The 13,506-nt window shown below is 39.9% G+C and carries 8 protein-coding genes; 3 read left to right on the top strand and 5 right to left on the bottom strand.

Features of this window, described 5'->3' with window-relative positions; all coding sequences use genetic code 11:
- Positions 1-462 precede the first annotated feature (462 nt).
- The 3 genes from ACOVQ4_RS01585 to pcaB are packed head-to-tail and all read left to right on the top strand — an operon-like array spanning position 463 to position 4,356.
- Entirely contained in the window at positions 463-1,809 is a 1,347-nt protein-coding gene (locus ACOVQ4_RS01585; protein WP_421818914.1) for a 3-oxoacid CoA-transferase, read from the top strand.
- The gene (gene pcaF / locus ACOVQ4_RS01580; protein WP_421818913.1) at positions 1,806-3,014 is read left to right on the top strand and encodes a 3-oxoadipyl-CoA thiolase; all 1,209 of its coding nucleotides are present in this window, start codon (positions 1,806-1,808) and stop codon (positions 3,012-3,014) included. Before ACOVQ4_RS01585 ends, pcaF begins: the two co-directional genes overlap by 4 nt.
- A gap of 22 nt (positions 3,015-3,036) precedes the next feature.
- Positions 3,037-4,356, top strand: a complete 1,320-nt coding sequence (pcaB, locus tag ACOVQ4_RS01575; protein ID WP_421818912.1) for a 3-carboxy-cis,cis-muconate cycloisomerase — start codon at positions 3,037-3,039, stop codon at positions 4,354-4,356.
- A 104-nt stretch (positions 4,357-4,460) separates the two neighbouring features.
- Here the strand turns inward: pcaB and ACOVQ4_RS01570 are convergent, their stop codons facing one another.
- The 5 genes from ACOVQ4_RS01570 to ACOVQ4_RS01550 all read right to left on the bottom strand — a co-directional run bounded on the left by ACOVQ4_RS01570 (position 4,461) and on the right by ACOVQ4_RS01550 (position 13,293).
- Positions 4,461-4,652: a cold-shock protein gene (locus ACOVQ4_RS01570; protein WP_421818911.1), complete on the bottom strand. Its 192-nt coding sequence runs from the start codon at positions 4,650-4,652 to the stop codon at positions 4,461-4,463.
- A 71-nt stretch (positions 4,653-4,723) separates the two neighbouring features.
- On the bottom strand, positions 4,724-6,373 hold the full coding sequence (locus ACOVQ4_RS01565) for a glycoside hydrolase family 28 protein (protein WP_421818910.1): 1,650 nt from the start codon (positions 6,371-6,373) through the stop codon (positions 4,724-4,726).
- A 394-nt stretch (positions 6,374-6,767) separates the two neighbouring features.
- Positions 6,768-8,918, bottom strand: a complete 2,151-nt coding sequence (locus tag ACOVQ4_RS01560; protein ID WP_421818909.1) for a c-type cytochrome domain-containing protein — start codon at positions 8,916-8,918, stop codon at positions 6,768-6,770.
- Between the two features lie 198 nt (positions 8,919-9,116).
- Complete coding sequence (locus ACOVQ4_RS01555; RefSeq protein WP_421818908.1) at positions 9,117-10,574, bottom strand: DUF1501 domain-containing protein; 1,458 nt, start codon at positions 10,572-10,574, stop codon at positions 9,117-9,119.
- 328 nt (positions 10,575-10,902) lie between these two features.
- Complete coding sequence (locus tag ACOVQ4_RS01550; RefSeq protein ID WP_421818907.1) at positions 10,903-13,293, bottom strand: PSD1 and planctomycete cytochrome C domain-containing protein; 2,391 nt, start codon at positions 13,291-13,293, stop codon at positions 10,903-10,905.
- Positions 13,294-13,506: the final 213 nt, after the last annotated feature.

The raw sequence follows: 13,506 nt of genomic DNA, 5'->3' as shown, positions 1-13,506 counted from the left end.
TATGAGTTTAGGGAACAGGCAACAGGCACAAGGCAAAGAGTGTTAAAATATTTTTTAGTAATAATAGATATATTTTTGCCGAATGCTGAAAGCCATAAGCTCAAAAATTAAATTTTATTTTGCCGATTAACTTAAGTATTTGTGCATAATTATGTTGAATCAATTGAAGATGTAATATATTGATAATTAAAATTTTATGTTCACAATTCATAACTCATAATTCAGCACTAATACTTAAGTAATCGTGCAGAATTATATTTAAGTTTTGTGTTTTAGGGACAAAGCAAAAGGCACAAGGCAAAGAGTGTTAAAATATTTTTAACGACCACGGAAATGCATTTTTCCCATAGTTTACCGCCGAAAGCCGATACCTGAAAGCTTAAAGCACAATCTTAAACTTTATTTTGCGTACTAACTTAAGTCGAAATACTTCATGGTTACTTTCTAAATCACTTAAAAATCATGAAACAAGTACCACAAATTACGGTAGAAGAAGCCGCAGCATTGGTCAAAGATGGCGATGTTTTGTTGGGTGGGGGCTTTGGTATGACAGGCAATCCTGTTCATTTGCTTCATGCACTCGCAAAAACACAAACCAAAAACCTCACTTTTATAGGCAATAACGTAGGAGAACCAAATCTTGGAGGGGGCAAACTTTTGCTAAACGGTCAAATCAGTAAAATGATTGGTTCATTTTTTACCAGTAATCCCGATGCTGTAAAAGCTGCACAATCTGGTGAGGTAGAATATGAACTTCTGCCACAAGGCACATTAGCAGAAGCCATTCGTGCTGGAGGTGCTGGAATAGGCGGTTTTTATACGCCAACCTCAGCAGGAACACTTATTGCCGAGGGAAGAGATACCAAAATTATTAATGGTCAAGAACAAGTTTTCATCGAAGGGATTCGTGGAAATGTAGCTTTTATCAGAGCTTGGAAAGCCGATACTGCGGGAAATTTAACCTACAGAATGACAGAGCAAAACTTCAATCGAGCTATGGCAACAGCTGCCGACTTGGTGATTGCTGAAGTGGAAGAAATTGTTCCTGTAGGTGAAATAGACCCCAATTTTATTCATACGCCAGGATGTTTCGTAGATTATTTGGTCGAAGCTAAGGTTAGTTTAGAAGACCTAGGCTCATCAGCATCTGTCAACAAAGGCAAGAAGGTGAGCGAATCACGTATGCAAATGGCCAAACGAGCTTTTGCCGAACTGAAGAATGGCGATGTTGTCAACCTAGGAATTGGTATTCCTACGCTTGTGGCTGATTTAATCAAACCTGAAAATGGCATAATTCTTCATACCGAAAATGGCATGCTAGGTGTCGGTCCAGCGCCTGAAGATGGCGGTGGAGCAATGGACTACCCTGTAAACGCTGGAAAAATTCCTGTTACGGCTCTCAAAGGAAGTAGCTATTTTGATAGTGCAGATTCCTTTGCGATGATTCGTGGTGGACATGTTGATGTGGCTATTATGGGAGGTTTGGAAGTAGATGAAAAAGGAAATCTAGCCAATTGGGCTGTGCCAGGGAAGCCGCTTTTGGGCGTTGGTGGTGCAATGGACTTGGCTTCGGGAGCCAAAAAATTGATTGTCACTCTCACTCATGCCGACCCAGACGGAACCTCCAAAGTGGTTCCTACCTGTACACTCCCGCTCACGGCCGAAGGCGTGGTCGATTTGGTTATCACCGATTTAGCGGTTTTTGCCTATCCAGACGGAAAACTCACCCTTATTGAGCTTATGCCCAATGTAACTATCGAAGAAGTAAGAGCTAAAACTGCTGCACAATTTATCGAAAAACTCTCATGAAAACAGCCTACATCATCGACGCCATCCGCACTCCTATCGGAAGTTTTGGCGGAAGTTTATCAAGCGTTCGTGCCGACGACTTAGCGGCATTAGTCATCAAAGAATTAGTGGCTCGAAACCCACAAATACCTGTCGAAAACATTGGAGATGTGATTTTGGGGTGTCACAACCAAGCAGGAGAAGACAATCGCAATGTCGCTCGTATGGCATTACTTTTGGCAGGATTACCCTATACCATCGCTGGCGAAACAGTCAATAGACTATGTGCTTCGGGAATGTCGGCGGTCATTAATGCTAGTCGTGCGATTCAAACAGGGGATGCTGAAATTATGATTGCGGGGGGTATGGAACACATGACTCGTGGTCCTTGGGTTATTTCCAAAACATCAAAACCTTTTGGAAATGACGCCCAAATGTTTGATTCGAGCTTTGGTTGGCGTTTTGTCAATCCACTGATGCACAAAATGTATGGCACTGATGCCATGGGAGTTACCGCCGAAAATCTGGTCGAGCTATATGGTATCAGTCGTGAAGACCAAGATTTATTTGCTTTTCGCTCACAACAAAAAGCAGCACAAGCGCAATCAAATGGTCGATTGGCGGAAGAGATTATTCCAGTAAGTATTAGTCCTAAAAAGGGAGAAATTGTTGCGTTTGAAAAGGATGAGTTTATCAAACCTCAAACTTCCTTGGAAAAACTTGCACAATTACGACCTGCCTTCAAAAAAGAAGGTGGTAGCGTTACGGCTGGCAATGCCTCTGGTCTGAACGATGGTGCAGCTGCTATGTATTTGGCTTCTGAAGAGGCAGTAGCAAAATATGGTTTAAAACCTTTGGCAAAAGTTGTATCTTCGGCAGTCGTTGGCGTTGAACCCAGAATCATGGGGATTGGTCCAGTACCAGCAACCCAAAAAGCCTTAGAAAAAGCAGGATTAAGCATCGACCAAATTGATATTATTGAGCTTAACGAAGCATTTGCTGCTCAATCTTTGGCTTGTACCAGAGCATTAGGTTTGTCAGACGACGACCCTAGAGTCAATCCTAATGGTGGTGCAATTGCCTTGGGGCATCCACTCGGCATGTCTGGCACTCGATTGATTCAAACGGCAAGCCTTGAATTACATAAGCAAAACAAACGCTATGCGCTCTGTACGATGTGTGTGGGCGTAGGACAAGGGTATGCTGTTATTATAGAAAAAGTATAATTGTCGCTAAAATCAATCTCTCATGAATGATTTATTTCAAACCTTATTTTACGATAAGCGAATAAGTGAATTATATACTGCTGAAAAAAGCATTCAGTATCTCCTTGATTTTGAGGCTCATTTAGCAAAATCTCAAGCAGAATGTACGTTTATTCCTAGTCAGTTTGCTGAAGTTATAGCGCATTGTTGTAAGGTTGAAAAAATAGATATTCCTCAACTAAAGGCACAGGTAGGTCTGGGTGGAAATATCGCTATTCCTTTGGTCAAACAGTTAACATCAGTCGTCAAAGCAGAAAGCGCAGATGCCTCAAAGTTCGTCCATTTTGGTGCTACCAGTCAAGATGTGATTGATACTGCCATGATGTTGCAGTGCAAAGACGCCATTCATTTGATGCTTCCTTTGTTGACCCAAAGTATAGAGCAATTAAGGGTTTTGGCCTTAGCGCATCAAGATACTTTTTTGATAGGTCGCTCTTTTATGCAACAAGCTCGTCCTATTAGTTTTGATTATAAGGTAGCCATTTGGATAGATAGTCTTCAAAGAGCAAAACAGCGATTAGAGTCTTTGAAATACTACCTACAATTGGGTGGTGCAGTCGGAACTTTAGCTAGTATGCCTCAAAAAGGGTTAGCCATTGCACAGCGTATGGCAACCAATATGGGGCTCGAATACCATCCCATTTCATGGCATACGCAGCGAGATTTTGTGGTAGAAATAGCCACAACACTTGGTATGCTTTCGGGAAGTTTAGGAAAAATCGCCAAAGATATCAGTCTGTTGATGCAAACTGAAATAGCCGAAGTATTTGAGCCAGCAGGCAAAGGAAAAGGCGGGTCGTCGACGATGCCACATAAGCGCAATCCTGTTTCGTCTATTGCCATTTTAGCCAATGCACAGCGTGTTCCTAATTTGATTGCAACACTGCTGAGTGCTCAAATACAAGACCACGAGCGAGCGACTGGCACATGGCATGCCGAATGGGAAACACTGGCACAAGTGGTACAATTGACCGCTGGAAGTGTGCGACAAATGAGCATCTTGAGCAATGGATTAGAAGTCAATTCTGACAAAATGTTGGAAAATTTAGAAATAACGCAAGGATTGATTTATGCCGAAAATCTCTCTTTTGCTTTGGCTGAAACTTTAGGTAAAAGCGAAGCTCATGAAATGGTAGAAGAACTCTGTAAAGAAGCCACAACTAAAGGAAAACACTTGAAAACATTAGTTTTAGAAAATACCAAAATCAGGTCATTTCTTTCAGAATCACATATTCAAGAGTTGTTTTCTCCCGAAAATTCTATTGGATATTCGCATGAAATGGCAGCAAGGTATATCCAATAGCCCCTCTGGAATTTATATTTTGGGGTGAAATATGATTTTAAAAAAACAAAAAAGCATACCCCTAGGGGTATGCTTAAAAGAAATGATCAGTTATATCTTATATATTAAGCCAACTTTACATTAACGGCGTTTAATCCTCTTTTACCTTGAGCTACATCGAAGATAACTTTGTCATCTTGACGAACTGAATCTACTAATCCTGAAATGTGGACAAAGATATCCTCTCCACCATTTTCTGGAGAAATGAAGCCAAAACCTTTTGACTCATTGAAAAATTTAACTGTTCCTGTTTGCATTTGTTTTTTAATTTTGACAAATAACGGAACAAATGTTGGTAACTCCTAATATCTTAACAAATATTCCTAAATTATGGCATAATTGATAATACAGAGGCCGAAGCTCCCTCTTTCCATTCAACTTTTTCTTGCGCTTGCTCCAATTTTGTTTTTAGCACTTTTATTTCTTTTGTCCGATTTCCAGTAATGGTAAAAAACTTCTTAGCATCCTTCGAAACAATAATATTGTCGAGAGTAACTTTTTGACTATTATCAATCAAAATCATTGGTTCAGTTTTTTCGGCTAGTAAGGTAACATTTTTACAAGTAATAGCACTTGCATCTATTAGCTCGGCTCCAAGTTCTGTTTGTAATGTAGCGTTTTCGACCGTAATATTCTGAATCGGCATCTCGGGTAATCCTCTCACAAAAATACCCTTTTTAGCACCGTGGCAAACAATATTCTCAAATTTCATATTTCGAAAAATCGGTGTGCCTTCATTTACAATAGGACGCTCGTCTCTTGGCGAGTCTGTGGCGAATTTGACAAAATAATACATATCAAAGAAAATGGCTTCTTGCGCAATGTCTTTCATATAGATATTTTTGGCATAAATATTTTCGACAATACCACCACGCCCCCTTACTGACTTAAACCTCAACCCTTTGTCGGTTCCCATAAAAGTACAATCATATACAAAGATATTACGTGCCCCACCACTCATTTCGCTCCCTACAACAAAGCCACCATGTCCATTATATACTACATTGTTGCGGATAATACCGTTTTCGGTGGGCATTCCACGTTTACGACCTTCTTCATCCTTTCCAGATTTAATACAAATAGCATCATCTCCTACATCTAAGGTACATCCTTCAACTAAAAAGTTTTTGCATGATTCGATATCCATCCCATCGCCATTTTGCGCATATTCAGGGTTTTTCACAACTACGTTTCTAATTGTGAGGTTTTCTGTCATCAAAGGATGTAGACACCAAGCTGGTGAATTTTGAAATGTAATTCCTTCTAACAAAACCTTTTTACATTGTGTCAAAACCACTAAATTAGGACGAAGAAAATCTTTCATCTCGGCAAAATCTGAAGGTTTTTTTCCATCAGTCAACAACATACTTTTTCCTTCTACACTAGCTTTAAGAAATTGTTCGCTAGGATACCAAGTTTTGCCATCGGCCTTCACAACCCCGCCCGAAGCTAGCTTTTCTTTCCACTGTCCTTCTGTTAATTGTGATTTGTTGACTGCACGCCATACATCTCCATTTCCATCAATTATTCCTTTTCCCGTGATAGCGATGTTTTCGACGCCCACCGCCGAAATAGGCGATTGGTTACGCGCTGCTTTTTTCCCTTCATAAGAGCCTTCTACTAAGGCATATTGACTTTTATCGTTGGTAAAAAGTACGATGGCAGATTTTTGAATATGCAAATTTACATTACTTTTCAACTCAATAGGACCAGTCAACCAAATGCCCTTAGGTACCAATACAACGCCACCACCCTTTTTACTCATTACTTCGATAGCCTTGTTAATAACTTGTGTATTGAGGGTTACACCATCGGGTTTTGCTCCTAGTTTTTGAATATTGAGGGTATCCTTTTTAAAACTTGGTTGAATTATTTTGGGCAGATTATCCCAGCTATAGATAGGCGGTTTTTGGGCTAAGGTAGCCAAAGGAACTGCTAGAGCCAAGGCTAAAGCCCAACGAAAAAATGAAGTTTTCATAAAACAGATTGTTATTAAATGACATAGTTCTATTTCAACTATGCTTTAGAAAATCGTAATTCCCAACAAAGTTGAAACAGCCCAAGGAGTGGGTTTAAAGGCAAATGACCAAAATATCAATGCTTTTCCCCATGAAATTGAGGCTCTATATTGAACTAAACAAATAAAAAACTGTCTTTTTTATTGCAATCGTTACCGGCAACGTTCCCAATTTTTGAATAAACTAGTAAGGTAAGTTAATAGGCAAAATAAAATCTAATTCATGAGCTTAGGGCTTTCAGCTTTGAGCATTCGGCAAAATCATCGCTATCGTTACTGAAAAACATTTTAACACTCTTTGCCTTATGCCTTCAACATAAAACTTACATCTAATTCTGCACGATTCCTTAAGTACTTAGTTAAAAAACACCTCATCAATAAATACCCAGCCTGGTTGTCCTTTTCCATTGTGCCAATTCGGAAGCTTGGTGATAGGACGAGCAATAATTTTGATGAAAGAGTAATTCCCAGCCTTTAGGTTAGTCTCAATTGGGTCTATGCGAACGGGTTCATCTTTTAGCGGCTGAATAGGGATAATTTTTTGTATCATTTGTAAAGTATTTTTACTTGTCCCAGCCCATATTTCTACAGAAGTAGGAGGAAAAATAAAACCTCCTAAGTTTCGACCAAGACTAAGCATTACCGACTTGATTGGTGTTGGTTTATCAAAGGTAAAAAGTGCCTCAAAGGGTTTTTCACGATATCCTAGCCAAGCTTTATTTTTGAAGTCATTAGCATCGCCTTTTTTCAAATTAATCAGTGTATTTCCTCCTTCTCCCATATATTGCGGATTGGGTTGATTGATTAATTCTACACTTTGGGGACGATATTTTCCTTTAAAAAAGACATATTCAACCATATCACTAGCGTACCAATTTGCTTTGAGGGCTTTTGCTTTGAGTACAGTATAAGTATTCAGGGTAAAAGGTTTTTGGTATACAGGCGAACTCAGCAAGTCGGGTTGTTGTCCGTTAGTAGTATAACGTATTGTAACACCTTTCAGCGGATGTTTGAAAGAAATGAGCGTAGGCTTGCTAAGCACAAAATCCTCATTTTGGAGGATAGGAGGCGTAAGCTTAAGCATTTCGGTATCGGTAGGAATATACCCCTTTTCAAAGTGAATTGTTGGAAACTGTTTCTGTATTTCATTCACCTCTGACTCCTTAAGTGAGGTATTCCAAACATATATTTGCTTGAGTGCTGGTAACTTTGCCAGCTCCATCAGGGAGTTTTTAGTCTGCTTTGTACCCGATAAAGACAGTGATTTTAAGTTAGTTAAGTTTTGAAGACTTGATATATTATCTCCAGTAATATCTGTATTATTCAACACAAGTTTTTCTAAATGTCCAAACTGTCCAATGGTTTTCAAATCTTCATTTTTGATAGGCATATTGGATAAATTAAGAATCACCAATTGTTCTTTAATTTCTGTTAATTCTGCTAATTGTTCGGGCTTAAAGGATTGACGCACAAAGAAATCAGCTTGTAAAGCAGGCGAACCATTGGCTAAAGGAAAAATTACCCTAAAAGGGTTATTGAGTTTTTGAATGGTTTGCTCGTTGGCAGGTTCAAAGTCAAAAGTAACTTCGGTTTGGCTTGTTGAACCTTTTTTAATTTTCTCCCAGTATGCTTTTATAGGGTTATCAGCTGACAATTGTTTTATTGTTTTTTGGGTATTAGTTCCATCATTAATCCAAGCACTAAGTACGGTAATCTCCTCGGGTGTAAGCTGATTTTTTCCTTTAGGAGGCATGTGCTTTTTATCGTCAAGGGGCAAATTGGCACGTTCAATTAAATGACTTTGTAAGGCATTACCACTCATCCAAACGGGGCCGTTTTTCCCGCCTTTTTTTAATCCTGCCAAGGTGGTCATCAATAATCCACCTTTCGTTTTTTGCTCGTTGTGACACTGATAGCATTTTTCTTTTAAAATAGGCTGAATAACCGCTTCAAAAATGGAAGTATCTTCGGTAAATACAATGTCAGTTTTTTCTCTATTATTAGGAAATAAATAGTCCTCGCCATGAGTCAAACTAGCGCCGTAATGGCCTGTAACTAACAAAACAATCAAACTCAGGCATAAAATAGGCGTAAAAATACGTGTTTTGACGGCAGAAGACTGATATATCACCCAAAGTCCATAACATAAAAAACTCAATACGATACCAGCGTATTTGTGCCAAGTAAGCAAACTCGCCGTGTAGCCGTCTTCCTTTGAGAGCAAGAAGCCCATCAAGGCGGCAATATTTGCAGAAATAGCTGTAATAGCCAATACAAATCTGAAGAGTTTGGCAAAATTTTCTCCCTCAAATTCTTTCTTAAAAAACCAAAATAGTCCTGTCACTAATAGCAATCCTATTGGCAAATGTAAAACCATAGGATGCATCCGACCTATGGTTTGAAAGCCAACAGGGATATCTACTTTTTCTTGAAAAATCAGCAAGAATAGCAGTAAAACATGCATTGCAAAAAGCAAATAAGAAAGTATATGCTGAAAACGAGACATATAAACGAATCAATATTTAGAAAGAAAATTGGTTTTGGAATACACAACAACCTTGTTGTGTTTTGGGCTTTCAGGTAACGGCTTTCGGCCGTGGGCTTTGGAAAAAAGCATGGCTGAGGTTATTAAAAACATGTTAACACTCTTTGCCTTGTGCCTATTGCCCGACTACTTAGATCTAATTCAGCACTCATACAAGACCTACGCCATCAATCCTGGCAATACTTTTCCTGCTAAATCGGTAAGTCGGTAGCGACGACCAAGGTGTTTGTAAGTGAGCTTTTCGTGATTGATACCCATAAGGTGCATAACCGTCGCATGGAAGTCGTTGATATGCACAGGATCTTTGACAATATTATATCCAAAATCATCTGTTTCACCATATACAGTACCAGGTTTGACGCCACCGCCAGCCATGAAAGTACAATAAGCCCTTGGATGATGGTCTCGTCCGTAATTATCCTTTGAAGCTGTACCCTGAACATAGTTGGTACGTCCAAATTCGCCACCCCAAATCACGAGGGTTTCGTCGAGCAAGCCCCTTTGTTTGAGGTCGGTAATCAAAGCAGCTGAGGCACGATCGGTATCTCTCGCTTGCATCGGCATTTCACCAACCAAATTACCATGCTGGTCCCAGCCCTGATGATAAAGCTGAACAAAACGAACGCCAGCCTCCGAAAGCTTACGAGCTAAAAGACAATTTGCCGCAAAAGTTCCTGGAACTAGGCATTCGGGGCCATACATTTTCACAATATAATCGGGCTCTTTGCTTAGGTCTGTTAGTTCAGGAACAGCCGTTTGCATCCGATATGCCATTTCATATTGTTGTACTTTGGCTTTAATTTCTGGGTCACCAAAATCATCGTAAGCCATATTGTTGAGTTCGGCCAAATGATCCAACATTTTACGATGCGAAGCCCTATCTGAGTTAGCAGGGTTATTGAGATACAAAATAGGATCCTCGCCACTACTAAATACAACGCCTTGATGGGTAGAGTCTAAAAAACCATTTGACCAAAGTTTTGAATACACTCCTTGTCCATTACCTTTTCCTCTTGACAATAAGACCGAAAATGCAGGGAGGTTTTTATTTTCACTGCCTAGTCCATAGCTTACCCATGCACCCATACTTGGACGGTTGCCTTGTTGTGCGCCTGTTTGCATAAATGTGAGTGCAGGGTCATGATTGATAGCTTCGGTATGCATGGTTTTAATCATACAAATATCATCGGCAATATTGGCAATGTTAGGAAACAACTCGCTCATCCACATACCTGATTGACCGTATTGTGCAAATTTAAAATAAGACCCCACCAAGGGAAATTTAGCCTGACTAGCCGTCATTCCCGTTAGTCGCTGCCCCATGCGAATAGAAGCAGGAAGTTCCTCCCCCGCCATTTTGTTGAGTAAAGGTTTGTATTCAAAACTTTCGTATTGTGAAGGAGCACCATTTTGAAACAAGTAAATCACCCGTTTTGCTTTTGGGGCAAAATGGGCGATTCCTAGAGGCAAATTTTCGGCATCCTCACTCGAACCTCTAAACAAATCAGGCACCAATAGTGAGCCTAACGCTAGTCCACCAATACCCGCAGTCATTTTTCCCATGAAGTGTCTGCGGGTAATATTGAGACGATTTTCTATAAATTCATTCTTATTCATCTTCTATGATTGGCTGCTTTATGCTGTTGATTAAGTTAGTGGACAAAATAGAATTTAAGATTGAGCTTTGGGCTTTCAGGTAACGGCTTTCGGCGCTGGGCTCTGAAAAAAGCATGACTGTGGTTAATAAAACACACATTAACACTCTTTGCCTTGTGCCTGTTGCCTAGTGCCTAAACACATAACTTAAATCTTATTTTGCACGATTTTCTACTAGTACAAAAAGGATATTTATCAAAGGAGTCCAAGGCAAAAAATTGACAGCTAAACGTTTCCAGAAAATCGAAGAAACATTTCTGCCAAGTGCCCATAGCCGACCGCCGAAAGCTTATTTCATAATTGCCTCTTCAAGGTTGTACATCATCAGTACCGATTGCATGAGTGCGGCGGCCGTAGAACGCAAATTGGTCTTCTCTTTGGTTTTTGCCGAAACAAACAAAGAAGGCTTCTCTCCTACGCTCAAGAGTTTCAGTGCTTTTTGTGGTTTTAGACTAAAAACTTCTTTTTCACTGTTAAAATACTTTTCAAATACAGCTAATTCTTTCTCCTTTCCGTTTCGACAAAGGACAGTACGAAAAGCCTTTTTGAGTTTTTCCTCATTAGTACTATTTTCAAGCGTAATTTTTTCGGCTAGTACTCTGGCCGACTCCAACACCACAGGGTCATTGAGCATGACTAATGCTTGTAAAGGCGTGTTGGTTCTCGAGCGTTTTACCTCACATTGGTCTCGGTTTGAGGCATCAAAAATCAACATCGATGGAGGTGGAACAGTACGTTTGATAAACACATACATCCCTCTTCGGTAAAGGCTATCACCATGGTCTTGGATATAGCTTTTGAGACTTCCACGACCAGATGTGGCTACTTCCCACAATCCCTTGGGCTGATAAGGTTTTACACTCGGCCCACCAATGGTAGGGCTTAGCAAACCACTCGTCGACAGAACAAAATCACGTACCAACTCGGCAGAAAGGCGCATCCGAGTTGCACGAGCCAGCAAAATATTTTCGGGGTCTTTGGCTAAATGCTCTTTAGTGATAACGGCAGACTGTTTGTAAGTAGCCGACATCACGATTTGTTTTACCAAGCGTTTGATATTCCATTGGTTAGTACGAAAATCTACTGCCAGCCAATCGAGCAATTGAGGGTGAGAAGGCAACTCCCCTTGCATCCCAAAATCACCGACAGTTTTTACAATTCCACGCCCAAAAAACTCTTGCCATATTCTATTGACAAAGACTCTTGCTGTCAAAGGATTTTTTTCATCAGTAAGCCACTGTGCTAAACCAAGGCGGTTTTGGGGATATTTTTTTGGATTAAAAGCTAATAAAAAGTTAGGCATTTGAGCCTCAACTAACTCTGTAGGCTGGTCATAATTACCTCGACTCAATACATGCGTTTTTCGTAGGGTATCCGCATCTTGCATGACCATTACTGAAACATCGGCAGTATCTTTTTTATTGATAAAATTCAAAATCCGTTTTACATCCCGAGTGGTTAATTTAAGGTTGGGAGGATCGGCAAAGGACGCATCTATCGTACCAAACAAGCCTTTTTCGGGCACTTGGTTAAAAAAGGCAAACGCACTATAATAGTCTTTTTGCTTGATAGGGTCATATTTATGGTCATGACATTTGGCGCATTCGTAAGTTAATGCTAAAAAAGTTTTACCAAAGGTATTGGTACGATCGGTCACATATTCGACACGGTATTCTTCATCGATTACACCTCCCTCTTGGGTAATTTTATGATTACGGTTAAAACCTGTAGCCAATATGGGCTCTTTCATGCGTGGGTTTTGCAGATTACCCTTTTGGTTTTTGACGATAATATCACCTGCCAATTGCCATGTCAAAAATTTACGATAGCTATAGTTTTTATTAAAAGCATGAATCACCCAATCTCTCCAAGGCCACATCGTTCGTAATCCATCGTCTTGATAGCCATGAGAATCAGCATAGCGAGCAACATCTAGCCAAGCAATTGCCATTTTTTCACCATAATGAGGAGAAGTGAGCAGTTCATTGACAAGCTTCTCATAAGCATTGGGCGAAGGGTCTTTCAAAAAACGTTCTTGTAGTTCGAGCGAGGGAGGAAGTCCTGTAATGTCTAAACACACCCTTTTGAGCAGCCTTTCTCGATCCGCTTCTTCATTAGGCTTTAGTCCATTTTCTTCCATTTTAGCCAAAGTAAAATAATCGATTGGGCTTTGAGGCCATTTGGTATCATTCACTTTGGGTAACTGTGTTTTTTGAGGTGCTGTAAATGCCCAATGAGGTTTGTATTTTGCTCCTTGTTTAATCCACTTCTCAATCAAAGTAATTTCTTGCTCGGTCAATTTAAGATTTGAGTTTAACGGAGGCATTATATCAGCAGTATCCTTTGTAACAATACGCAACCATACAGCCGACTCGTGGGGCTTGCCAGGCACAATAGCATGAAATTTGGGGTTATCCTTAAGACCAGCATAGGCGGCCTCTTCGGTATCTAGTCGTAAATCGGCTTCTCTTTTGTTAGCATCCGGTCCATGGCATTGAAAACAACGATCGGAGAGAATTGGGCGAATATGATAATTATAATCTATCTCACCCGCAACCACATCGGTGGGCACACTGTTTCCTGTCCTCAGGAAACAAGCCGTGGTGATACAACACATAGACACGAAAGAAATTACTAAAAGCTTGTTATTCAACAAGTATGTCAAAAGTTTGTTGTTCATGAAATGACAGAAATAACTTGATATCGAAAACCCTTTACAAATCAGAAAGGCTAAAACAAGATCGAAATACCCAAATAGTTTTTTAGATAAAATTAAATTTCATCTGGGAATTGTAATACTGTTCTGTCCTGAATCAGCTTTATTATTGGGAGGAAGGAAAAAATTATGGAAAGAGCAAAGATTGGATTTTAGTTTTCAGGCAAGAGGATTTAG

This window comes from Flectobacillus sp. (genome assembly GCF_049240685.1).
GTDB lineage: Bacteria > Bacteroidota > Bacteroidia > Cytophagales > Spirosomataceae > Flectobacillus.
This window is presented reverse-complemented; position numbering and strand designations above follow the sequence as displayed.

What these genes read in the sequence shown, in the direction of transcription:
- ACOVQ4_RS01585 (WP_421818914.1), top strand. Translation starts at nt 463, where the DNA reads ATGAAACAAGTACCACAAATTACGGTAGAAGAAGCCGCAGCATTGGTC.
- pcaF (WP_421818913.1), top strand. Translation starts at nt 1,806, where the DNA reads ATGAAAACAGCCTACATCATCGACGCCATCCGCACTCCTATCGGAAGT.
- pcaB (WP_421818912.1), top strand. Translation starts at nt 3,037, where the DNA reads ATGAATGATTTATTTCAAACCTTATTTTACGATAAGCGAATAAGTGAA.
- ACOVQ4_RS01570 (WP_421818911.1), bottom strand. Translation starts at nt 4,652, where the DNA reads ATGCAAACAGGAACAGTTAAATTTTTCAATGAGTCAAAAGGTTTTGGC.
- ACOVQ4_RS01565 (WP_421818910.1), bottom strand. Translation starts at nt 6,373, where the DNA reads ATGAAAACTTCATTTTTTCGTTGGGCTTTAGCCTTGGCTCTAGCAGTT.
- ACOVQ4_RS01560 (WP_421818909.1), bottom strand. Translation starts at nt 8,918, where the DNA reads ATGTCTCGTTTTCAGCATATACTTTCTTATTTGCTTTTTGCAATGCAT.
- ACOVQ4_RS01555 (WP_421818908.1), bottom strand. Translation starts at nt 10,574, where the DNA reads ATGAATAAGAATGAATTTATAGAAAATCGTCTCAATATTACCCGCAGA.
- ACOVQ4_RS01550 (WP_421818907.1), bottom strand. Translation starts at nt 13,293, where the DNA reads ATGAACAACAAACTTTTGACATACTTGTTGAATAACAAGCTTTTAGTA.